The organism is Arthrobacter sp. WCS2018Hpa-7, assembly GCF_031843805.1.
Lineage (GTDB): Bacteria > Actinomycetota > Actinomycetes > Actinomycetales > Micrococcaceae > Arthrobacter.
The window spans coordinates 103094-124236 of the sequence record NZ_JAVTJB010000016.1 but is presented as its reverse complement, the minus strand read 5'-3'; the positions used below and the strand labels follow the sequence as shown (position 1 = coordinate 124236).

General features: G+C 63.4%; 20 protein-coding genes. 8 read left to right on the top strand and 12 right to left on the bottom strand.

What is annotated here, in order from left to right:
- Positions 1-108 precede the first annotated feature (108 nt).
- From RQH14_RS16790 to argC, 9 genes are all read right to left on the bottom strand, one after another.
- Positions 109-846 (bottom strand): maleylpyruvate isomerase family mycothiol-dependent enzyme, encoded by a 738-nt coding sequence (locus RQH14_RS16790; protein ID WP_311214286.1) that lies wholly within the window; start codon positions 844-846, stop codon positions 109-111.
- An 84-nt stretch (positions 847-930) separates the two neighbouring features.
- Entirely contained in the window at positions 931-2346 is a 1416-nt protein-coding gene (argH, locus tag RQH14_RS16785; protein WP_311214285.1) for an argininosuccinate lyase, read from the bottom strand.
- Complete coding sequence (locus tag RQH14_RS16780) at positions 2346-3551, bottom strand: argininosuccinate synthase (protein ID WP_026541618.1); 1206 nt, start codon at positions 3549-3551, stop codon at positions 2346-2348. Before RQH14_RS16780 ends, argH begins: the two co-directional genes overlap by 1 nt.
- 68 nt (positions 3552-3619) lie before the next feature.
- Positions 3620-4159 carry an arginine repressor gene (locus RQH14_RS16775; protein WP_089594443.1) on the bottom strand — a complete coding sequence of 180 codons (540 nt, stop codon included), beginning with the start codon at positions 4157-4159 and terminating at the stop codon, positions 3620-3622.
- Positions 4159-5163: an ornithine carbamoyltransferase gene (gene argF, locus RQH14_RS16770; protein ID WP_311214284.1), complete on the bottom strand. Its 1005-nt coding sequence runs from the start codon at positions 5161-5163 to the stop codon at positions 4159-4161. Before argF ends, RQH14_RS16775 begins: the two co-directional genes overlap by 1 nt.
- Positions 5160-6500 (bottom strand): acetylornithine transaminase, encoded by a 1341-nt coding sequence (locus RQH14_RS16765; RefSeq protein WP_311214283.1) that lies wholly within the window; start codon positions 6498-6500, stop codon positions 5160-5162. The genes argF and RQH14_RS16765 overlap by 4 nt, the downstream gene beginning before the upstream one ends.
- Positions 6497-7438, bottom strand: coding sequence for an acetylglutamate kinase (argB, locus tag RQH14_RS16760; protein ID WP_311214282.1), 942 nt, complete (start codon positions 7436-7438; stop codon positions 6497-6499). The genes RQH14_RS16765 and argB overlap by 4 nt, the downstream gene beginning before the upstream one ends.
- 10 nt (positions 7439-7448) lie before the next feature.
- A complete protein-coding gene (gene argJ / locus RQH14_RS16755; protein WP_311214281.1) occupies positions 7449-8615 on the bottom strand; it encodes a bifunctional glutamate N-acetyltransferase/amino-acid acetyltransferase ArgJ in 1167 nt (388 codons plus the stop codon).
- Entirely contained in the window at positions 8612-9643 is a 1032-nt protein-coding gene (gene argC / locus RQH14_RS16750; RefSeq protein ID WP_311214280.1) for an N-acetyl-gamma-glutamyl-phosphate reductase, read from the bottom strand. Before argC ends, argJ begins: the two co-directional genes overlap by 4 nt.
- A gap of 168 nt (positions 9644-9811) precedes the next feature.
- Here argC and RQH14_RS16745 point away from each other — a divergent pair, with 168 nt between their 5' ends.
- From RQH14_RS16745 to RQH14_RS16730, 4 genes are all read left to right on the top strand, one after another.
- Positions 9812-10900: an acyl-CoA desaturase gene (locus RQH14_RS16745; RefSeq protein WP_311214279.1), complete on the top strand. Its 1089-nt coding sequence runs from the start codon at positions 9812-9814 to the stop codon at positions 10898-10900.
- An 85-nt stretch (positions 10901-10985) separates the two neighbouring features.
- On the top strand, positions 10986-11951 hold the full coding sequence (locus RQH14_RS16740) for a quinone oxidoreductase (RefSeq protein WP_311214278.1): 966 nt from the start codon (positions 10986-10988) through the stop codon (positions 11949-11951).
- 120 nt (positions 11952-12071) lie between these two features.
- The gene (locus RQH14_RS16735) at positions 12072-16028 is read left to right on the top strand and encodes a Pls/PosA family non-ribosomal peptide synthetase (RefSeq protein ID WP_311214277.1); all 3957 of its coding nucleotides are present in this window, start codon (positions 12072-12074) and stop codon (positions 16026-16028) included.
- A gap of 11 nt (positions 16029-16039) precedes the next feature.
- A complete protein-coding gene (locus RQH14_RS16730) occupies positions 16040-17383 on the top strand; it encodes a M1 family metallopeptidase (protein ID WP_311214276.1) in 1344 nt (447 codons plus the stop codon).
- Here RQH14_RS16730 and RQH14_RS16725 read toward each other — a convergent pair.
- The 3 genes from RQH14_RS16725 to RQH14_RS16715 form a co-directional block, all read right to left on the bottom strand.
- Positions 17380-18021: a 4'-phosphopantetheinyl transferase superfamily protein gene (locus tag RQH14_RS16725; protein ID WP_311214275.1), complete on the bottom strand. Its 642-nt coding sequence runs from the start codon at positions 18019-18021 to the stop codon at positions 17380-17382. The genes RQH14_RS16730 and RQH14_RS16725 overlap by 4 nt on opposite strands.
- Before the next feature lie 189 nt (positions 18022-18210).
- Positions 18211-18654, bottom strand: a complete 444-nt coding sequence (locus RQH14_RS16720) for a barstar family protein (protein ID WP_311214274.1) — start codon at positions 18652-18654, stop codon at positions 18211-18213.
- Between the two features lie 92 nt (positions 18655-18746).
- On the bottom strand, positions 18747-19028 hold the full coding sequence (locus RQH14_RS16715) for a hypothetical protein (RefSeq protein WP_311214273.1): 282 nt from the start codon (positions 19026-19028) through the stop codon (positions 18747-18749).
- A 161-nt stretch (positions 19029-19189) separates the two neighbouring features.
- Between RQH14_RS16715 and RQH14_RS16710 the strand changes: the two genes are divergently transcribed.
- The 4 genes from RQH14_RS16710 to RQH14_RS16695 all read left to right on the top strand — a co-directional run bounded on the left by RQH14_RS16710 (position 19190) and on the right by RQH14_RS16695 (position 21006).
- Positions 19190-19324 (top strand): hypothetical protein, encoded by a 135-nt coding sequence (locus tag RQH14_RS16710; RefSeq protein WP_311214272.1) that lies wholly within the window; start codon positions 19190-19192, stop codon positions 19322-19324.
- 158 nt (positions 19325-19482) lie between these two features.
- Positions 19483-19809 (top strand): alpha/beta hydrolase, encoded by a 327-nt coding sequence (locus RQH14_RS16705; RefSeq protein WP_311214271.1) that lies wholly within the window; start codon positions 19483-19485, stop codon positions 19807-19809.
- A 276-nt stretch (positions 19810-20085) separates the two neighbouring features.
- Positions 20086-20481 carry a hypothetical protein gene (locus RQH14_RS16700; RefSeq protein WP_311214270.1) on the top strand — a complete coding sequence of 132 codons (396 nt, stop codon included), beginning with the start codon at positions 20086-20088 and terminating at the stop codon, positions 20479-20481.
- Between the two features lie 132 nt (positions 20482-20613).
- Positions 20614-21006: a hypothetical protein gene (locus RQH14_RS16695; protein ID WP_311214269.1), complete on the top strand. Its 393-nt coding sequence runs from the start codon at positions 20614-20616 to the stop codon at positions 21004-21006.
- Positions 21007-21143 lie beyond the last annotated feature (137 nt).

The window sequence follows — 21143 nt, the reverse complement described above, 5'->3', positions numbered from 1 at the left end:
GAGCGACCCGGTTTACCACGAGGGACGTGAGAGAGCGACCCGGTTTACCACGAGGGACGTGAGAGAGCGACCCGGTTTACCACGAGGGACGTGAGCGAGCGACCCGGTTTAGCGGGCGGCGGGCTGGGGTGCCGGCCAGGGCAACAAGTCCGGCAGGTCCACTCCGTCGGCCGCCGCTGTTGCGCGAAGGCTGCCCAAGCTGGGCTCGCGGCCCGCAAGCCACGCGGCGATGTCGGTCAGCATGCCGGTAATCGCGATGGAGGTGCCACCGATGCCGATGGTCCTTTGGGGCAGGCCGGTGGGCTGAAGAACGAACTTGTACATGTCAGGGACACGTACAGCGAGGAACCCGATGAGGTGTTCGCAGAACGGGCGGCTCCACGTTTCCGGCCCGAACCCCAGGCCCAGGTCCGACGCATGGATGGTGAGTTCACGCCAGAGCGCCAGGCCGCCGTCGAGCACTGTCCCGTCCCGGTACGCGATACGAGCCTGCCAGCCCTCGGGACCCAAGTCATCGAACGCGGCCATCGCCGCATCCACCGCTGTGGTGACGGATTCTTTGTGCTGCGCGAGGCTGTGCCCCGCCGAGAGTGCGATGGCCTTGTTACGGCCGTCCATGCCGCCGTCGTAGAGTTCCACGGATTCGCCGCGGCGGGCGTACTCAAGTTGCCGGGCCATCGCCTTGGAAATTCCGGCAAGGTGGGCAAGAACGTGACCCCGGGTCCAGCCTGGAAGCTCCGACGGTTCAGCGACGGATGAGTCGTCCAGTTTGGCGAGGAGGCGGGTAACGGTGCCGGCGGCTTTGTGAAGCTCTGCGGGCAACGTCTCGGGGGTGATCTGAGTCATAGCGCCATGTTAACGCACAGCGGGACGGCACCTCGCGTTGCCCTGCCCGAAGGCATGGCCGCGACGTGCCGTCCCGAGTGTGGTCTAGCTGGCGTAGGAACGCGCTGCGTCCAGTTCCGCTTCGAGGGCCAGCAGTTGCCGTTCGACGGCGGCCGGTGCCGTTCCGCCCTGCGAGTTGCGGCTGTTGAGCGAACCTTCGGTGCTGAGGACACTGCGGACCTCGGGAGTCAAGTGCTCCGAGATTGCTGCGTATTCCTCGTCCGTCAGGTCCCACAGTTCCACGCCACGGCCTTCGGCCTGCCTAACGGCAGCACCGGAGAGCTCATGGGCTTCGCGGAAGGGAACGCCCTGGCGGACCAGCCATTCCGCAATGTCCGTGGCCAGCGCGAAGCCTTGGGGAGCCAACGATTCCATGCGCTCGGTGTTGAACTTCAGCGTGGCGATCATGCCGGACACGGCCGGAAGCAAGAGCTCCAGGGTGTCGGCGGCGTCGAAGACCGGTTCCTTGTCCTCCTGCAGGTCGCGGTTGTACGCGAGCGGCAGTCCCTTCAGTGTTGCGAGCAGCCCGGTCAGGTTGCCAATGAGGCGTCCTGCCTTGCCACGGGCGAGCTCAGCGACGTCCGGGTTCTTCTTCTGCGGCATGATCGAAGACCCTGTGGAGTACGAGTCATGCAGCGTGACAAAGGAGAACTCCTTGGTTGCCCAGAAGATGACTTCCTCGGAGATCCTGGACAGGTCCACGCCAATCATGGAACACACCCAGGCGAACTCGGCGAAGACGTCGCGGGAGGCGGTGCCATCGATCGAGTTGTGGACAGCCGAGAAGAATCCGAGGTCAGCAGCAACAGCTTCGGGATCCAGGCCGAGCGAAGAACCGGCCAAAGCGCCGGAACCGTACGGCGAAACACCGGCGCGCTTGTCCCAGTCCTGGAGCCGCTGCACGTCGCGCAGCAAGGCCCAGGCGTGAGCCAGGAGGTGGTGGCTCAGCAATACCGGCTGGGCGTGCTGCAGGTGTGTCCGGCCCGGCATGGCAACGCCTTGGTGGGCCTTGGCCTGCTCAACCAGGGCGTCGATGGTGGCAAGGACACCGCCCGCAATGATCCGGGCATGGTCACGCAGGAACATGCGGCCAAGAGTGGCCACCTGGTCGTTGCGGGAGCGGCCCGCGCGGAGCTTGCCACCCAGCTGGGTTCCGGCGCGCTCAATGAGGCCGCGTTCCAGGGAACCGTGGACGTCCTCATCGCTCTCGGCCGGAAGGTAGGCGCCGCTCGCGACGTCCTCGTCCAGCTGGGTGAGGGCGGCGAGCATGCCTTCGAGCTCGGCGTCGTCCAGCAAACCTGCTTTGGCCAGCACGCGGGCGTGCGCCTTGGACCCGGCGATGTCGTAGCGGGCAAGCCGCCAATCAAAGTGGGTGGACTTGCTTAGTGCGGCCAGCGCATCCGCGGGGCCGCCGGCGAACCGGCCGCCCCACAGTGCGCCTTCGTTCGTTGCGGACGTCATTACTGCCCTGCGACGCGGAGGTCGCGGCCCGAGGCAACCTTGGAGGACATGCCCCACAGCTCGATGAAGCCGCGTGCCATGGACTGGTCGAAGGTATCGCCGGTGTCGTAGGTGGCGAGGTCGAAGTCGTACAACGAGGTTTCCGAGCGACGACCGTTGACGATCGCCTGGCCACCGTGGAGCACCATGCGGATGTCACCGGAAACGTACTGCTGCGTGTCCTCGATGAAAGCGTCCAAGGAGCGCTTCAGCGGGGAGAACCACTGTCCGTCGTAAACCAGCTCGGACCAGCGCTGGCCAACGGTGGCCTTGAAACGGGCCTGCTCGCGCTCGATGGTGATGTCCTCGAGGTGCTTGTGCGCGGTGATCAGCGCCATGGCACCCGGGGCTTCGTAGATTTCGCGGGATTTGATGCCAACAAGGCGGTCCTCGACGACGTCGATGCGGCCAACGCCCTGGGCGCCTGCACGGCGGTTCAGTTCCTGGATGGCCTGCAGCGGGGTGACCTTGACGCCGTCGATTGCTACCGGCACGCCGGCCTGGAAAGAGATGGTGACCTCGTCCGGTGCCGGCGGGAATTCCGGGGTGGCGGTGTAGTCGTAGATGTCCTTGGTGGGAGCGTTCCAGATGTCCTCAAGGTAACCGGTCTCGACGGCGCGTCCCCAGACGTTCTGGTCGATCGAGTACGGGTTCTTCTTGGTGGTCTCGATCGGCAATCCCTTTTCCTCGGCGAAGGCGATGGCCTTGTCGCGAGTCAGGGCGAGGTCACGGACGGGTGCGATGCACTTCAGGTCCGGGCCGAGGGTCTGGATGCCAACTTCGAAGCGGACCTGGTCGTTGCCCTTGCCGGTGCAGCCGTGGGCAACGGTGGTGGCGCCGAATTCGCGGGCCGCCTTCACGAGGTGCTTCACGATGACCGGGCGGGAGATGGCCGAAACCAGCGGGTAGTGGCCCTGGTAGAGGGCGTTGGCCTTCAAGGTGGGCATGGCGTACTCGTTGGCGAACTCATCGCGGGCGTCGGCCACGTACGCCTCGACGGCGCCACATCCGAGCGCACGCTGACGAATGGTCTCCAGGGACTCGCCGCCCTGTCCGACGTCGACGGCCACAGCGATGACCTCGGCGCCGGTGGCTTCACCGATCCAGCCGATGGCTACGGACGTATCAAGGCCACCGGAGTAGGCCAGAACAATGCGCTCAGTCACGAGAGTGCTCCTTTGTTATTGCTTGGTTCATTCGAATCAATGCTGGTGTGAATCAATGCTTGGAAAATCTATTGGTTGGCCGGCCCGGCTTCTTCGGCCATGCGCAGGAAACGCGCTGCCAGTTCCGCCCCGCCATCGGGGTCCCGGGCGACCAACAGCAAAGTGTCGTCGCCTGCGATCGTACCCAATACAGAGGGCATCACCGAGTGGTCCACGGCCAAGGCAAGGAAGTTCGCTGCTCCGGGCGGAGTCCGGAGGACCACGATGTTGCCCGAGGCCTCCGCGGTCACCAGGAGTTCGCCGCACAGCCGGGTCAACCGTGCATCAAGAATTTCCTGGGTCACGCCGCTCTTGGCGTTGCGGTCGCCGCCCTCCCCCGGAACGGCGTAAACCAACGCGCCTTCCTTTCCGCGAACCCGGACTGCGCCCAACTCCACGAGGTCCCGGGACAACGTTGCTTGGGTGACCTGGACGCCGTCGTCCGCCAGCAGGGCTGCAAGCTCTGCCTGGGAGCGCACTGACTCCCCTGTCAGGATCGCGGTGATGCGCGCCTGGCGGGCAGTCTTGGTGGCTGGGCTGGCGCCCGGCACGGACGGGTTGGTGGACACTAGAACGTGCTCTCCCCGGTACCTTCAACAGGTGAAAGGCCCTCCACGAAAGCAAGTCCCGAGCGGTGCATCAACCATGCCATGAGCGCCTTCTGGGCGTGGAGGCGGTTCTCCGCCTCGTCCCACACGATTGACTGCGGGCCATCGATGACGCCGGCCGAAATCTCGTAACCACGGTAAGCGGGAAGGCAGTGAAGCACCACGGCATCCGGCGCAGCTTGAGCCATGGCGGCCTCGTCCACGGAATACTCACGGAAGAGCTGCATCCGCGCTTCCTTCTCGGACTCTTGGCCCATGGACACCCAAGTGTCCGTTGCCACGACGTCGGCGCCCTTGAGGGCCTCGGCGGCATCGCTGGTGATGAGTACCGAGCCGCCGGTCTCTGCAGCGCGTTCCTCTGCAGCGGCAACAATCTCCGCGGCAGGCAGGTAGCCCTCCGGCCCGGAAATGCGAACGTGCATCCCTGCAGTGACGCCGGCAAGCAGATACGAGTTGGCCATGTTGTTCGCGGCATCGCCCAGGTACGCCATGCTCAATCCGGCCAGCTCACCCTTGTGTTCCTTGACGGCCAGGAGGTCGGCCAAAAGCTGGCAAGGGTGGTAATCGTCGCACAGTGCATTGATCACGGGGACCTTGGAGTTTTCCGCCATGGCCACCAGTCCGGAGTGCGCACCGGTCCGCCACACAATGGTGGACACCATGCGCTCCAGAACTTTCGCCGTGTCCTCCACGGATTCCTTGTGGCCGATCTGCGCTTCACCCGGGTTGATGATCAGTGCATTGCCGCCCATGTCCGCAATACCGGTGGCGAAGGAAACACGCGTGCGGGTGGAGGTCTTGTCAAAGATCACGGCAACGGTCTTGCGGCCGTTGCCCTCTGCGGCGAAGGGCTGCACGCTGTATGGCGCTGCCTTCATCCGGACGGCGAGTTCCAGGACCTCAGCCTGCTCGGCAGGGCTTAGGTCCGTGTCCTTGAGGAAGTGACGGGTGGTTGACGTGCTCACTGTGCGTCCTTAGCGGTTTGGGCGGTAGCCGTGGCGATCAGGGTGGGAAGAGCATCGAGGAAACGGTCAGCCTGCTCGATGGTCAGGATCAACGGAGGTGCAAGCCGGATGGTCCGCGGGCCAGGACTGTTGATGATGAAGCCTGCATCCAAAGCTGCGGTCACCATCGCGGGTGCGACGTCGGCGTTCACATCGAAGCCAATCAGCAGGCCCTCGCCGCGGACTTCAGTGACAGCATCAATGGCAGCCAATCCCTCGCGCAGATGCGCTCCGACGCCCAGCACGTTCTGCAGGACCCCTTGGCTTTCGATCGCGTGCAGCGTGGCCAGCGCGGCGGCCGTAGCCACCGGGTTTCCACCGAAAGTGGTGCCGTGCTGCCCTGCGGTGAGCAGGGCCGACGTCGTACTTCCGAAGGTGACCAGCGCGCCCACCGGGAACCCGCCGCCAAGACCCTTGGCGAGCGTGACGGCGTCGGGCACAATTCCGGCGTCTTCGCTGGCAAGCCACTTTCCCGTGCGGCCGATGCCGGTCTGGACTTCGTCCAGGATCAACAATGCACCCGCAGCGGTGGTAGCTTCACGGGCTGCCTGCAGGTATTCGGCGCTGAGCGGCCGAACGCCCGCTTCGCCTTGGATGGGTTCCAGGAACACAGCAGCAGTGGAATCGTCGACGGCGGCGCGCAGGGCCTCGATGTCACCGAACGGAACGTGGACCACGCCACCGGGCAGTGGTTCAAACGGCGCACGGTAGGCCTCTTTGGCCGTGAGCGCCAAGGCACCCATGGTGCGGCCGTGGAAGGCACCCTCCAGGGCAATGATCTTGGTGCGCGTCCCCTCGGAGTTATTCCTGCGGGCCAGCTTGAACGCTGCTTCGTTGGCCTCCGTACCGGAGTTGGCAAAGAAGACCTTGGAACCAGCCGGAGCCTTGCTGATGGACAGCAGCTTCTCGGCGAGGGCGATCTGCGTGGGGCTCGTGAAGAAGTTTGAGACGTGGCCGAGGGTGGCCAGCTGGCTGGAAATCACCGACGTGACGAAAGGGTGGGCGTGGCCCAGGGCGTTCACTGCGATGCCGCCGAGAAGGTCCAAGTACTCCTTGCCATCGGCGTCCCACACGAGGCACCCGGTACCCCGGACCAGGACACGCTGCGGGGTACCAAAGACACCCATCAGCGAGGACGAGTAACGGGCCAGCCAGTCAGCGCCTGAGCTCTGGGAAACGAGCGCGGTTGCGGGAGCCTCCGCAGCGATGGGGGCCCCGCCCGCTTCGCGGTGCCCGACCACACCCGGCCCCCCATCGCTGCTGCGGCTTTCGGCGGAATGGCTCAGTTCGGTGCTCATGCGTTCACTTCCTCGTCGGGGACTACTTGGGTGCCGATGCCCGCGGTCGTAAAGGTTTCCAGCAGCATCGAGTGCGGCAGGCGGCCGTCCACGATGTGTGCGCGCTCCACGCCTTCGTCGATGGCTTTGAGGCAGGCGGCCATCTTGGGGATCATCCCGGATTCGAGGCGAGGCAGCATGTCGCGGAGTTCCGAGGCTGTCAGCGACGAGATCAGCGACGATTTGTCCGGCCAGTTGGCGTACAGGCCTTCAACGTCGGTCAGGATGACGAGCTTGGTGGCACCAAGGGCCGACGCGACGGCGGCAGCTGCGGTGTCCGCGTTAACGTTCAACACTTGGCCGGTGGTCTGGAAGCCGTTGCCGTCGTCCACGATCTCCGGGGCAACGGTTGAAATCACGGGGATACGACCGGCGTCGAGAATGTCCGTGATGCCGGCGGGATCCACGCCCACTACTTCGCCCACCAGGCCGAGGTCCACTTCTTCGCCATCCACAACGGTGCCCGTGCGGACGGCGCGCAGCAGGCCGCCATCCTCGCCGGACATGCCCACGGCATAGGGACCGTGGGAGTTGATGAGCCCTACAAGTTCACGGCCAACCTGACCCGTCAGGACCATGCGGACCACGTCCATGGCCTCGGGTGTGGTGACGCGCAGGCCGCCTTTGAACTCCGACTCGATGCCGAGGCGGCCGAGCATGGAGTTGATTTGGGGGCCGCCGCCATGAACCACCACGGGGTGGATGCCCACGTGGTGGAGGAACACGATGTCCTCCGCGAAGGCGCGACGAAGGTCGTCGTTGACCATGGCGTTGCCACCGTATTTGATCACCATGGTGGTGCCGGCGAAACGCTGGATCCACGGCAAGGCCTCGATCAGAGTGCCGGCTTTATCTTGGGCGTCGCTCATGGAGTTCGTTTCGCGGGTATGCGCAGTCATAGTCATAAGCTCAGCTCGAGTAGGCGCTGTTCTCATGCACGTAGTCGTGCGTGAGGTCGTTTGTCCAGATGGTCGCCTCGGCGTCGCCTGCCTGCAGGTCAATTTCGACCAAGACTTCGCGCGGCTCCAGGTCCACCAGGTTGCGGTCATCACCGATAGCGCCGTTGCGGCAAATCTGCACACCGTTCATGGCGACGTTGAGCTGGTCCGCCTCGAAAACGGCATCAGTTGTCCCCACAGCCGAGAGCACGCGGCCCCAGTTGGGATCCTTGCCGAAGATGGCAGCTTTGAAGAGGTTGGACCGGGCAACACTGCGGCTGACGATTTCGGCGTCGCGTTCGCTGGCTGCGTTGAAGGTCCGGATCGCGATGTCGTGACTGGCGCCTTCGGCGTCACCGATGAGCTTGCGTGCCAGTTCGGCGCAGACGTTGGTGACCGCTTCACTCAATTGCTCGGCCGACGGCAGGGCCTCAGACGCGCCGGATGCCAGCAGCACCACGGTGTCGTTGGTGGACATGCAGCCGTCCGAATCCGCCCGGTCAAAGGTGACGCGCGTGGCGTCGCGGAGGACGACGTCGAGCTCATTCGCAGGAACCTCGGCGTCGGTGGTCAGGACCACCAGCATCGTCGCCAGGCCCGGCGCCAACATGCCGGCGCCCTTGGCAATGCCTCCCACGGTGAACTGCTTGCCCTGGGCGTCGGTGCCAGTGAAGACGGCTTCCTTGGACACGCTGTCCGTGGTCATGATCGCGGTTGCAGCCGCAGAGCCGCCGTCCTCGGACAGCTCGCGGAAAGCAGCATCGACGCCCGGGAGGATCTTGTCCATGGGAAGTTGCTCGCCGATCAGGCCAGTGGAGCACACCACGACGTCGGAAGCTGAGACTCCCAGCACGTCGGCCACTTTCTCGGCGGTGGCGTGGGTGTTCTGGAAACCCTGCGGACCGGTGCAGGCGTTGGCTCCTCCGGAGTTCAAGACCACGGCGTCCACGCGGCCGTCGCTGACCACCTGGCGTGACCAGTGAACCGGCGCAGCAGCCACACGGTTGGAGGTAAAGACAGCGGCTGCAGACTTTTGCGGCCCGTCATTGACTACCAGGGCCAGGTCCGGGTTGCCCGAAGCCTTGATGCCGGCTTTGATGCCGGCTGCGCGGAATCCCTTGGGTGCGGTAATGGTCACGGTGCAACTCCCTGCAGGTTCAGGCCGGCGGTTTCATCCAGGCCGAGGGCAATGTTCATGGACTGCACGGCTCCGCCGGCGGTCCCCTTGGTGAGGTTGTCGATGGCGCACGTGACGATGACGCGGCCCGCGTGGGCATCGAAGGCCAACTGCATCACAGCGTGGTTGGAGCCCTGTACCGACTTGGTGGTGGGCCACTGACCTTCAGGGAGGAGGTGCACGAAGGGTTCGTCGTCATAGGCGTCAGTCCAGGCTTGGCGGAGCTCTGTCCCGGTAACGCCGTGACCAACTTTGGCCGTGGCCGTGGTGAGGATGCCGCGGCTCATCGGAACCAGTGTGGGCGTAAAGGAGACCGTTACCGGTTCCCCTGCCGCGTTGGACAGTCCTTGTTCGATCTCAGGAGTGTGTCGGTGACCGCCGCCCACGCCGTAGGGGCTCATGGAACCCATGACTTCGGCACCAATGAGGTTGACCTTGGCGGCCTTTCCGGCACCGGAGGTACCCGAGGCTGCAACAATCACGACGTCGTCCGTCAGGAGGAGATTGTTGGCGAACCCAGGCGTCAAGGCAAGCAGGGCCGACGTCGGGTAGCAACCCGGAACAGCGATGCGGGTGGCGCCCTTGAGGGCTTCCCGTTGACCAGGCAGTTCGGGCAGCCCGTAGGGCCATGTTCCTGCGTGAGCAGATCCGTAGAACTTTTCCCATGCCGCGGCGTCCTGCAAGCGATGGTCCGCGCCGGCGTCGATCACTACAGTTCCCTCCGGCAGCTGTGCAGCGATCTCAGCCGAAGCGCCGTGTGGCAACGCCAGGAACACAACGTCATGGCCGGACAGGTTTTCCACCGTGGTATCTTCCAGAATCCGACTGGCCAAACCGTGGAGATGCGGCTGCAACTCCCCTAGTCTGGAACCGGCGTTACTGTGAGCCGTGATGGCACCGATGGTGACGTTCGGATGGCCTGCCAGCAGGCGCAGCACTTCTCCCCCGGCGTAGCCGCTGGCACCGGAGACGGCAACAGAAATAGTCATGACTCCAACTGTACAGCAAGAATATTCATGCTGTCCGATATTTATGCATGCCGTTGTGAGCAGTCTCATTATTTTGGAGATTGGCCGTATGCTTAGTGGAGGGTGATCCAGACCGTGCAGTCCGAACGTCGGCTGCAGCGTTGCCCGTTAGCGATACGGGGCACATTTATGTCACCCACGTCCACCGCTGAGCGCCCCAAAGCTCGCGCAATTCAACCAAATCCCGTCGTCCAGAGCTATTCAGAGCTCCTCAAGAGCGTCAAGGCAGCCGGACTCCTTGAACGCCGCAGCGGCTTCTACATCTGGGTCTTCGTGGCCTTGGTTCTGCTCATGGCCGGCACCTGGCTCGGCTTCGCACTGATCGGCGATTCCTGGTACCAGCTCCTGATCGCCGCCGCCGTGGGCATCCTGTGCACGCAGCTTAGCTTTCTTGCCCACGAGGCAGGTCACAAGCAGATCTTCGCTTCACGGCGCGCCAACGATTGGTCCGCCCGCCTCCTGGCCACCGGCGTTGCCGGCATCAGCTACTCCTGGTGGGAACAGAAGCACGGTGCCCACCACAATCACCCCAACGTCATCTCCAAGGACCCTGACATCCGCAACAACGCCTTGGTATTTTACGAGGACGCTGCAGCCGAACGTAAGGGCCGCCTGGCTTTCCTCACCAAGAAGCAGGGCTGGTTCTTCTTCCCGCTCCTGACGCTCCTGGGCCTGAGCCTGCAGTTCGACTCCCTTCGCTTTGTCTTCGGCAAGCAGAAAGTACGTCACCGCTGGGTGGAGACGCCCATCCTCGTGACCAGGCTTGCCGCCCTCCCGGTTCTGGCTTTCACCTTCCTGCCCATCGGCATGGCGTTCGCCTTCCTGGGTGTCCAGATCATGGTTTACGGCTTCTACATGGGAGCCTCGTTCGCCCCGAACCACAAGGGCATGCCCGTTCTCCCCAAGGACAGCCGCGTTGACTTCCTCAACCGCCAGATCCTGACCTCGCGGAATATCTCCGGTGGCCTCTTCATGGACTTCCTCCTGGGTGGACTCAACCGCCAGGTGGAGCACCACTTGTTCCCAGACATGGCTCGCCCGCATTTGTACAAGGCCACAAAGATCGTGCGCGAGTTCTGCGCCAAGCACTCCATTACCTATACCGAAACCACACTGATGCAGTCCTACGGCATCGTGGTCAGATACCTCAATGATGTGGGCCTTGCAGCAGGCCGCGGCTTCGACTGCCCGGTAGCTTCGACGCACGGACGCTTCTAGGCGTTCAACAAGGGAAGCCCCAACTTCCCTAGGATGGAATCTGAAACCGGGCACCGGAAGGACCGCCCCGGAGTGAGGAGCCACCATGACGCACGCCATCGTTGCACAGCAGCCCGGAGGACCTGAGGTCCTCGAGTACGCATCTGTGGAAACACCGAAACCTGGCCCCGGCCAGCTGTTGATCAAGGTCGCAGCTGCCGGGGTCAATTTCATTGAGACCTACCAACGCAGCGGCACCTACAAGGTGGAATACCCCTTCACCCCGGGCGCTGAGGCCGCCGGCACGGTGGAGGCCGTTGGCGAAGGTGTCGAAGAATTTTCCGTTGGTGACCGGGTTGCCACGGCCGAGGGGTCCAGGACGTACGCAGAGTACGCCGTGGTGGAGGCGGGCAAGGCACTTCCGGTTCCTGACGGCGTCGACGATCACACCGCCGCAGCCCTGCCGCTGCAGGGCATCACCGCCCATTACCTGATGAACTCATCTTTCCGGGTTGAGCCGGGCCACACCGTTCTGCTTCACGCAGGCGCAGGTGGCGTTGGCCTGCTGTTGACGCAACTGCTGAAGGCCCGCGGAGCCCGTGTGATCACTACCGTGTCCTCGGACGAAAAGGCCGATCTATCCACTCTTGCCGGCGCCGACGAGGTACTCCGCTACGACGGATTCGCTGACAAGGTCCGCGAACTCACTGACGGCGAAGGCGTCAACGTGGTGTACGACGGCGTTGGCAAGGACACGTTTGACGATTCCCTGAAGAGCCTGCGCATCCGCGGCGCCATGGTGCTTTTCGGCGCTGCATCCGGGCCCGTGCCGCCCTTCGATCCCCAGCGTTTGAATGCAGCCGGATCACTCACACTGACCAGGCCCACCATGGGGCACTTTGTGCAGAACGCGCAGGAACGCAGGTGGCGCTCGGCCGAGATTTTCGACGCCGCCGCCAACGGCACCCTCGCTGTCAGGGTGGGCGCAACGTACCCACTGGCGGAAGCAGCCCAAGCGCACAGGGACCTCGAAGGCCGCCGTACCACCGGCAAAGTCCTGCTGGTTCCCTAAACTGCCCATGCCCGGTTCCCAACTGCCAGTGACCTGCAGGCAAACAACAGTGCAACAAAGTCTGACGCGCAGGAAACGCCGGACACCTTTTGTTCATCTTTCTGCGGAAAGCTGACGAACGTGAGCACAGAACATCCTTTGGGGGCCGGGCATACGCCTGCCTTGACCACATACCGCCCCCAGTTACCGGGAGGCGCCGCCGCCCCGGCCGAGCGCACCCTCGTTGACATCCTGACAGAAACCGCATCGTCATTCCCTGAGGCCTCGGCCCTGGACGACGGGCACCAGTCCTTGAGCTACACCGATCTCCTCAAGTCCGTCCGGGGATTTTCTGCCCAGCTCAATGCTGCCGGTCTTGGCCGCGGCGACAAGATCGGCGTCCGGATCCCGTCCGGCACCAACGAGCTCTACATTGCCATCCTGGGAATCCTTATGGCCGGGGCCGCCTACGTTCCCGTGGATGCTGATGACCCCGACGAACGCGCCCGCTTGGTTTTTGGCGAAGCCAAGGTGGGCGCCATCATCGCTGCGGGCCTGGACATCCACCTTTCCGGCGATGCACGGGAACCCGTCTCCTTGCCTTCCACCCCCGGCTTGGAGGACGACTCCTGGATCATCTTCACCTCGGGATCCACAGGAACCCCCAAGGGCGTTGCTGTCCAACACCGCTCCTCGGCCGCGTTTGTTGACGCCGAGGCCCGGATCTTCCTTCAAGCCGAGCCCATTGGACCCCAGGACCGGGTGTTGGCCGGCCTTTCGGTGGCCTTCGACGCTTCCTGCGAGGAAATGTGGCTTGCCTGGCGCCACGGTGCTTGCCTGGTACCGGCACCGCGAGCCCTTGTTCGAACCGGAATGGACCTGGGTCCCTGGCTCATCAACCACGGCATCACCGTGGTTTCCACCGTGCCCACCCTCGCTGCGCTGTGGCCTGCCGAAGCACTCGAAAACGTCCGCCTCCTGATTTTCGGCGGTGAAGCATGCCCTCCCGAACTCGCTGAACGCTTGGCGGTGGACGGCCGTGAAGTGTGGAACACGTACGGGCCCACAGAGGCAACCGTCGTCGCCTGCGCCGCTCCGCTGGGCGGACCCGGCCCCGTGCGGATCGGGCTGCCACTGGACGGCTGGGACCTCGCCGTCGTCGATCCTCAAGGCGTCCCGGTAGCCGAAGGTGAGATCGGTGAACTGATCATCGGAGGTGTGGGGCTGGCCCGCTACCTCGATCCTGCCAAAGATGCCGAGAAGTACGCTCCGATGGCAACGCTGGGATGGGACCGGGCCTACCGATCGGGTGACCTGGTGCGCTTTGAAGCCGAAGGCCTGATCTTCATGGGCCGTGCCGACGAACAGGTCAAACTCGGAGGACGCCGGATCGAACTGGGCGAGGTGGATGCAGCACTGCAGTCTTTGCCTGGTGTCGCCGGCGCGGCTGCAGCAGTGCAGACCACGGCCGCCGGCAACCAGATCCTTGTTGGATACCTGGCCCCCGTTGACGGCCATGACGTGTCCATGGACGAGGCACGCCGCCTGTTGGGCGAAAGCCTTCCGGCCGCTTTGATCCCCCTGCTGACCGTGGTGGATTCGCTCCCCACCAAGACCAGCGGAAAAGTCGACCGTCACGCATTGCCTTGGCCGCTGGCGGAAGCCGGCGCCACCGAGGCCGGGAACGCCCCGCTGAACCTGCCCGATGACGCCCGTTGGGTGGTTGAGCAGTGGGAGGCGGTGCTGGGCAGCCCCGTGAGTTCCCTCGACGCCGACTTCTTCGCCTACGGTGGCGGTTCCTTGGCTGCGGCCCAACTCGTTTCCGCCCTTCGTGTCCGGTACCCCACCGTCACCGTCGCGGACATCTATGCCACGCCGCGCGTAGGCGCGTTGATCGATGCCGCCCGGCAATCACTCCCCGACGGCGGCGTGCCGGGGCCCGCTGCTGAGCGCACTGTCCGCCCTACCGCGTTGAAGTCGCAGATATTCCAGGTCCTGATGGGCGTGCCATTGCACATCCTGGTGGGAATGCGTTGGCTTACCTACCTCATGGCCGCCAACAGGCTGCTGGCAGACTTCGCCGGATTTGCCGCCGCACCCGTGGTGTCTTGGTGGTGGATCGCGGCGTCATGGCTGATCTTTGTCAGCCCCTTGGGCCGGATGGCGATCTCAGTGGTTGCAGCCAAGGTGCTGCTTGGCAGGATCCAACCCGGCACCTACCCGCGTTCAGGCAAGACCCATCTGCGACTGTGGCTGGCCGAGCAAATACAAGACCTGTCGGGCGCCATCGGTCTTGCCAGCGCCCCATTCGTCCCTTACTACGCACGGGCCCTCGGAGCCAAGATCGGCAAGGACGTCCACCTGCACTCGCTGCCGCCGGTCACCGGTCTCCTGTCCTTGGGCAGCGGAGCCAACATCGAGCCCGAAGTGGACCTTTCCGGCTGGTGGGTTGACGGTGATTCCGTCCACATCGGCCAGATCCATGTGGGAGCCGGTGCAGTAGTCGGCGCCCGAAGCACCCTGATGCCCGGAGCCACCATCGGCGCGGGCGCCCACGTCGACGCTGGATCCGCTGTGCTGGGCAAAGTGAAAGCCGGACACCTTGTGGCCGGCTCCCCCGCGGAGCGCCGCGGAAAAGCCAAGCACGAATGGCCGGAAACAATCACCAGGCGGCCCGTGGTTGACCGGCTCTGGTTCTCCGCCTTTGCCAGCGCTTCGGCTTTGCTGGCTCTTATCCCCTATGTTTCGGCGTTCGCCGGCGCCCTGGTGGTCCTGGCGTTCATCCAAGGCCACGAGTCGTTGGAGACAGCTCTTCCACAGATTGCCCTGGCCGTTCCCCTGGCTGCCCTCGTGTGGTTCTTGGGCAACCTGGTGCTGATTCTGATTGTTGCCAGGCTCCTCGGCTTGGGACTGAAAGAGGGTTACTACCGGGTGCGCAGCCGTATCGGGTGGCAGGTTTGGGCTACCGAACGACTCCTGGACATGGCACGGGACCTTCTTTTCCCGGTGTACGCAAGCCTCTTTACACCGATCTGGCTGCGCCTTCTGGGAGCCAAGGTCGGGAAAAACGTGGAAGCCTCAACCGTCCTGCTGGTTCCGAAAATGACCACCATCGGTGACGGCGCCTTCCTGGCTGACGACACCATGGTGGCCTCTTACGAACTGGGCGGCGGCTGGATGAAAATCGCGCCGGCCAAGATCGGTAAGCGCTCCTTCCTGGGCAACTCAGGCATGACCGCCGCAGGACGGAACGTGCCCAAGAATTCCCTCGTAGCAGTGCTGTCTGCCACGCCCGCCAAAGCAAAGTCCGGCACCTCGTGGCTTGGCAGTCCGCCTGTCAGGTTGCGCCGCACCGCTGTCGATGCCGATCAGACCCGTACCTTCCGCCCTGCCCTCAAGCTGAAGATCGCGAGGGCGCTCTGGGAACTGTGCCGCCTGATACCGGTCATCCTCACAGTGGCTATCGCCGTCAGCGTGATGCTGGTGTTGGACTGGATCGCACGTGGGTGGGGCTACTGGCTCGCGGCAGTCCTGGGTGGCGTGGTGATGCTGGCAGCAGGAGCAGCAGCAGCACTCAGCTCCATCGTGGCCAAATGGGTTCTGGTGGGCACCATCCGTTCAGGCGAACACCCCCTGTGGAGCTCGTTCATTTGGCGCAACGAGGTAGTGGACACCTTTATCGAGATGGTGAGCGCTCCGTGGTTTGCCCGCTCCGCCGCCGGGACTCCGGCCTTGGTGTGGTGGCTTCGCGGCCTCGGAGCGAAGATCGGCCGTGGAACCTGGTGTGAAAGCTATTGGCTGCCCGAAGCTGACCTCGTGACGCTCGGTGAGAACTCCACCGTCAACCGTGGCTGCGTCGTTCAGACGCACCTGTTCCACGACCGCGTGATGAGCCTGGACACAGTGACGCTCGGTAACGGAGCCACCATGGGTCCGCACGGCGTCATCCTCCCCGCCGCCAGCATCGGCGACGGCGGAACTGTTGGTCCGGCGTCGTTGGTTATGCGTGGTGAGACAGTGCCGGCCGGAACGTACTGGATGGGCAACCCGGTGAGCCCGTGGGTGGGTCCGTCAGCACAAGCGCCGCGCCTCAAGTAGATTGGACGGATATGGCCGCACCAATCCCCACCCCCATGACCGAAGCCGACCCCTACACTTTGGACCACGGCAGCACCAGCTACCGTGTGGACCGGTACGAGTTGGATCTCGATGTCAGGCTGGGCAGCAACAAGCTGATCGGCAAGGCGGTCCTGCGATGCACAGCGTTGGAACCCCTGGCGCAGGTTGTCCTTGACCTGGTGGGCCTGCGGGCCAGCAAGGTCCAGCTGGATGGCAAGAAGCTCCAGAAGTTCAGCCATCGGGCGGAGCATCTGGTGCTTGCGCCCGCGTCCCCGCTGAGGCCCGGCCAGCAGTTCTCTTTGGAGATCCGCTATGACGGCAATCCCCAGCCGCGCCGCGGCCTGTGGGGCGATGTGGGGTGGGAAGAACTGAACGACGGCGTCCTGGTCGCTGGCCAGCCCAACGGCGCGGCCTCCTGGTTCCCTTGCAATGACCATCCCCGCCACAAGTCCAGCTTCCTCATTTCCGTGACCACCGACGACAACTACCGGCCGGTGTGCAACGGCACGTTGATCTCCCATTCCCGCAAGTCGAGCAGGGAGACCTGGGTCTACGAACACGCTGAACCCATGGCCACCTACCTCGCTACCGTGCAGATCGGCCGCTACGTCAAGGTTCCCCTGCACGTTGACGACACCCATCACCGGGTGCCGCAGTTCGTAGCAGTCACGCCCGAGATGGCGGTGGATGCTCTTCAAGGTCTGCGACGCCAGCCTGACATGATGCGGACCTTCGAGGATTGCTTCGGCCCTTACCCGTTCACTGACTACACCTCGGTAGTGACTGAAGACGAACTGGAAATCCCGTTGGAGGCCCAGACCGTCTCCATCTTCGGCCGAAACCACATGCGCGAGTCCTGGGATGCCCAGCGCCTGATCGCCCACGAGCTGTCCCACCAGTGGTTTGGCAACTCGCTGACCGTGAGCAGTTGGAAAGACATCTGGCTCCATGAAGGTTTCGCCTGCTACGCGGAGTGGCTGTGGTCCGAAGAATCCCGGACCATGACTGTTGCTGCGCGGGCAACGGCGGCGTGGAAAAGGCTCGACGCCGGGCCTCAGGATCTGCTGATCGGAGACCCCGGTCCGGAGCTGATGTTCGATGACCGCGTCTACAAGCGCGGAGCTCTGGCCGTCCATGCCGTGCGGATCGCGGCCGGCAACGAGGCGTTTTTCGGATTTCTGCAGCACTGGACGGCCACCAACCGGCACAGCTCGGTGTCCACGGACGCGTTCATTGAGGCCGCGGATTCGTTCATTCCGGGCTTTGATTGCGTCTCGATTCTCCGGCCATGGCTCTACGAGGCCGCGCTTCCTCCTCTGCCTTCAGCGCGTTAGCCGAGGGCCAGGGCTGCGACCAAATCGTCAGGCAGTGCCCTTTCCGTGACATCACGCAGGCCTGGCAGGTCCAGCACCTCCAGCTCTGCGGGGTTGCGCCTCAGGCCTTCCCCCGTCATCTTCAGCCACGCCTCTTTGCGTGCCCACAGGCGCGCTCTCTGTTTGGTCTGTTCACGCTCCGGCAGTGACGCCAGGAAATGCTTCTCGGTTTCGGTCAGCGCGACGTCGTCGAAGCCTTCGAAGGTTGCTTTGCCAGTCGATTCAAGGTCCACCCCCAGCCGGAGCTCTTCGGGAGGATGTACGACGCCGGCCAGCAGCACCCAGCCCGACGCTCTGGAGGCGCTGAGCGCCAGAGGTGCGGGGCCGCCGTCGAGCATGAACCCAGGGCGACCATGGTCCTGGCCGGGGCCGCACCGCGGACAGCGATAGTCAGGAACGAGTCGAGCAGGATCCACTTCGAGGAGCGCAGCGGCAAAGTCCAGCAAGGCCACCCGCCCTGCAATGAACTCTTCACGGTCTGCGGGGTTGGCGTAGCGGAGGGCGCGCTCGAGGGCCAGCTGGCCGAGCAGTTCAAGCGCGTCTCCTGCGCCGGGCGTCTCATCGAGCCTCCGCAGGTCAAGCACCGGATTCTGCATCATGCCCTCCTCTCACGGCTAAGTCCCCAGCCCAATGTCGCATCAGCTATGGGTGGATTTCCCCTTCTGTGAGGCTTCAAACGACTCTGCCATCGCCCCGTGTCCATGCCCAAATCGGGTAACTGCAAGACTCACGCTGCCGAGGCAACCACCCGCGGCATTCTGTACAGAGAAAAGTCCGATTACGGACATCTAAGCCGGCTTTTTGTCTACCGACGACACCCTCAGCTCTCCCCTTTCAGCAGGTGAGTTTGGTGCTGTCCAGAGAAAGTGCAGAGCAGCAGACGTACCGTGGCTGATGATGGTCAAATACCGTCGTACAGGGAGCCACTCCAAGTCTTTCAGGCACTCGTCAAAGGCGCTCCAGTTCCCACCGAAGTAGTCCGGAAATGAAAAATTCTGCTTGTACTCTGCGAAGAGCTGATCCAGGGTGGGCATTTTGGATCCATCCAAGTCGACAACCAGAACGTCAGCTCCTCTGAGCGCCTGGCGCACGAACTGAGCCTGCTCCAGGGTCGCCGCATGAACCCAAGGCGCGGTCTCGCTCGTCACTGAATCGACAACGTATGCCCCGTCCATCCGCCTATTCTCCACGAATGTTTGGGCGCTCCACCGCAGCGAGAAATCGACCAACATTCGACCGCCCTAACACCGGAGCTCCCTCACAGACGAGAAGCATCTCCTGTCAGGCATTCTTGGTGGCGGCCAGGTCAGTCCACGAGCACGACTCAGGCTCGCTGTTCCCTGACAGGATCCAGGGGCGTTTGGCGGTCTGCTCGAACCGGGAACCAGTCCAGTGTTTCGAGGTCGGGGTGCCGCCGAAGGGACTCGATCAGTTCTTTACTGCCGAAGACCTTGGATCCCAGCAGATCCCAGTCAGTCCAAACAACCCACGCCCGGTCCTCCGGCCACCAAAACTCAGGCGTGGGGTTGGGAAGAGTTGGTTCCAGCAGTGCAGGCAGGAGTGCGTCGAGTTCGAAGGAGAAGACATGAACCTCCGATCGGAACAAACAGCGGTTATGCTAGTCGTTGGATTTATTGTTCTGGTTTGGGGGCGGGCATGGGAATTGCTTGATGACGGCGCGGCGACGCGCTGATCAGTGCCGCGAACTCCGCCGACGAGGTTCTGCGTGCCGAGGGAGGCTTCCTGTACGGGGCCGTGGAGCAGGCAGTGCAGGACTTCAACGGCGGCTACGGGCGCTTGTTCAAGGACGCCTGCGGCATCAGGTCCGATGATCGCGGCAAGCTGGCAGGTGTCCTCGCGGCTCTGGCCGAGGATGTCGGCGAGGCCAAGCACAGGGCATAGCAAGAGAAAGCCCGGCAAAAGAACATGGATGCCTGGCAGCAACGCGACAATATCCGTAAACAGCAACTGCTCTCCGGTGACATCGCGAAAACATCAGTGACAGTCGCCACCATGGTCCTGGACCCGATGCCCGAGTTGAGCCGGCCCAGGGTCTGGGTGTGTTCAGCAACGACCAGGCAAAAGTCGTGGGGGCTGCCCTTCGCAACTATGTCACAGGGGTGAACGCCGTTCATCAGGACCTCGACAACACTGCCATGACAACAGCTATCGGGCACTCCATGGGTTCCCTCGGGGCCATGGAAGCAGCCAAAACCGAGCTGCCGGTCGATAACCTCGTTCTCGTTGGGGACGTTGGAGCCCCTGATAACGTGACCTCCGTGAACGATCTCCACCTGAACCCCGGCGGCACCGTTTACCGGGGAACCTACGACTGGGACCACGTAGCTGAGGTCGGGCATGGGCTCGGCTGGCACCACAGGATCTGATGGTGCCATCGAGCACCCCACGAAAACCCACGACGGACAAACCGGTGGCACGGACGGCATCTACGGGTACTTCGACAGGAGAACCGAGTCAAGTAAAAACCAGGCCAGGATCGCCCTGGGCCTGGTCGACCAACTCACGAATGCGAAACGATGACAACCAAAACCCCTGCCCCATGCCGGCGCGTCCTTCCCGCCGCTGCGATCCTTCTTCTCACCCTTGCAGGGTGCGGGACAACGCCAAGCACCAACCCATCTACCAGCACCGCGGAGCAAACCATGGACCCAGAACAAGCCCGCAAGGAATACCTCGACCTCTTCACCCAAATCCAAGCTCTAGCCCCAGGAGACTGGGGTGTTGTGATCCCCCCTGACATCAAAGGCGATGTTTGCCGGCTCCCGGACAGGTCTGACGGCACGCAATTCTCAATTGATCTCCATCGGGACCCGGTGAGCCGGGAAGAAATGGACATTCTTCACGACAAGGTCAAGACACTTTTCGAAGCCACCGGGTTCACCGTCAAGCAAGAGACCGATGGTGGCCCAAACTTCATCAGAAGCACGGACGTGTTCGGCCCCGACAAGTTCGTCATGGGATTCGTCACCGGCAAATATGGCATCTCCCTCGGCGGAAATACCCGTTGCGTTCCCGACCCGGAAGGCAAATTCCGGTAGGAAACGATGACGATCCTGCACCGCCGCCGGTACTGGCGCGTCCTTCCCGCCGCGGCAATGCTTCTTCTCACTCTTGCAGGGTGCGCGGCAACGCCGAGCACCAACCCACCTACCAGCACCGCGGAGCAGGCCATGGACCCGGAAGAAGCCCGAACAGAGTACCTTGAACTCTTCAACAAGATTCAAGCTCTCGCCCCGGGCGGCTGGACGAAAGTCACACCAGGCAAAGCAGGGTGGGTCTGTGATCGTCCCCTCGGCACGGAAGGCACTCAGGTCTCTTTCGATACCAGTAGGAGTCCGCTGAGCCGGGAAGAAATGGACGCTTTGCACGACAAGGTCAAGACCTTGTTCGAGGCCACCGGATTTACCGTCAAACAAGAAACCGACGATAGCCCGAACTTCAACAGAAGCACCGACGTGTCCGGCCCCGGCAAATTTGTCATGGGATTCGGCACCGGAAAATACGGCATTACCCTCGGTGGGAATACCCGCTGCTTTGCCGACCCTGAAGGCAAATTCCGCTAGGAAACGTTGTCACCGAACGGCCCTGCGTTCCGAGGCTACTGCGAGATCCCGTCCATATGCAGATCCAATCCTGGCTCAGGCACAGGAGTCGCCCGCTGTAACCAATCACCGTCAATACCGTGCATCAGATGGGTATG

Coding starts and splice junctions, on each gene's coding strand:
- RQH14_RS16720 (WP_311214274.1), bottom strand. CDS start 18,654: ATGTTGGTCGATTTCTCGCTGCGGTGGAGCGCCCAAACATTCGTGGAG.
- RQH14_RS16740 (WP_311214278.1), top strand. CDS start 10,986: ATGACGCACGCCATCGTTGCACAGCAGCCCGGAGGACCTGAGGTCCTC.
- argH (WP_311214285.1), bottom strand. CDS start 2,346: ATGACGTCCGCAACGAACGAAGGCGCACTGTGGGGCGGCCGGTTCGCC.
- RQH14_RS16790 (WP_311214286.1), bottom strand. CDS start 846: ATGACTCAGATCACCCCCGAGACGTTGCCCGCAGAGCTTCACAAAGCC.
- argB (WP_311214282.1), bottom strand. CDS start 7,438: ATGACTGCGCATACCCGCGAAACGAACTCCATGAGCGACGCCCAAGAT.
- RQH14_RS16730 (WP_311214276.1), top strand. CDS start 16,040: ATGGCCGCACCAATCCCCACCCCCATGACCGAAGCCGACCCCTACACT.
- RQH14_RS16695 (WP_311214269.1), top strand. CDS start 20,614: ATGGACCCGGAAGAAGCCCGAACAGAGTACCTTGAACTCTTCAACAAG.
- RQH14_RS16700 (WP_311214270.1), top strand. CDS start 20,086: ATGGACCCAGAACAAGCCCGCAAGGAATACCTCGACCTCTTCACCCAA.
- RQH14_RS16765 (WP_311214283.1), bottom strand. CDS start 6,500: ATGAGCACCGAACTGAGCCATTCCGCCGAAAGCCGCAGCAGCGATGGG.
- argC (WP_311214280.1), bottom strand. CDS start 9,643: ATGACTATTTCTGTTGCCGTCTCCGGTGCCAGCGGCTACGCCGGGGGA.
- RQH14_RS16725 (WP_311214275.1), bottom strand. CDS start 18,021: ATGATGCAGAATCCGGTGCTTGACCTGCGGAGGCTCGATGAGACGCCC.
- RQH14_RS16745 (WP_311214279.1), top strand. CDS start 9,812: ATGTCACCCACGTCCACCGCTGAGCGCCCCAAAGCTCGCGCAATTCAA.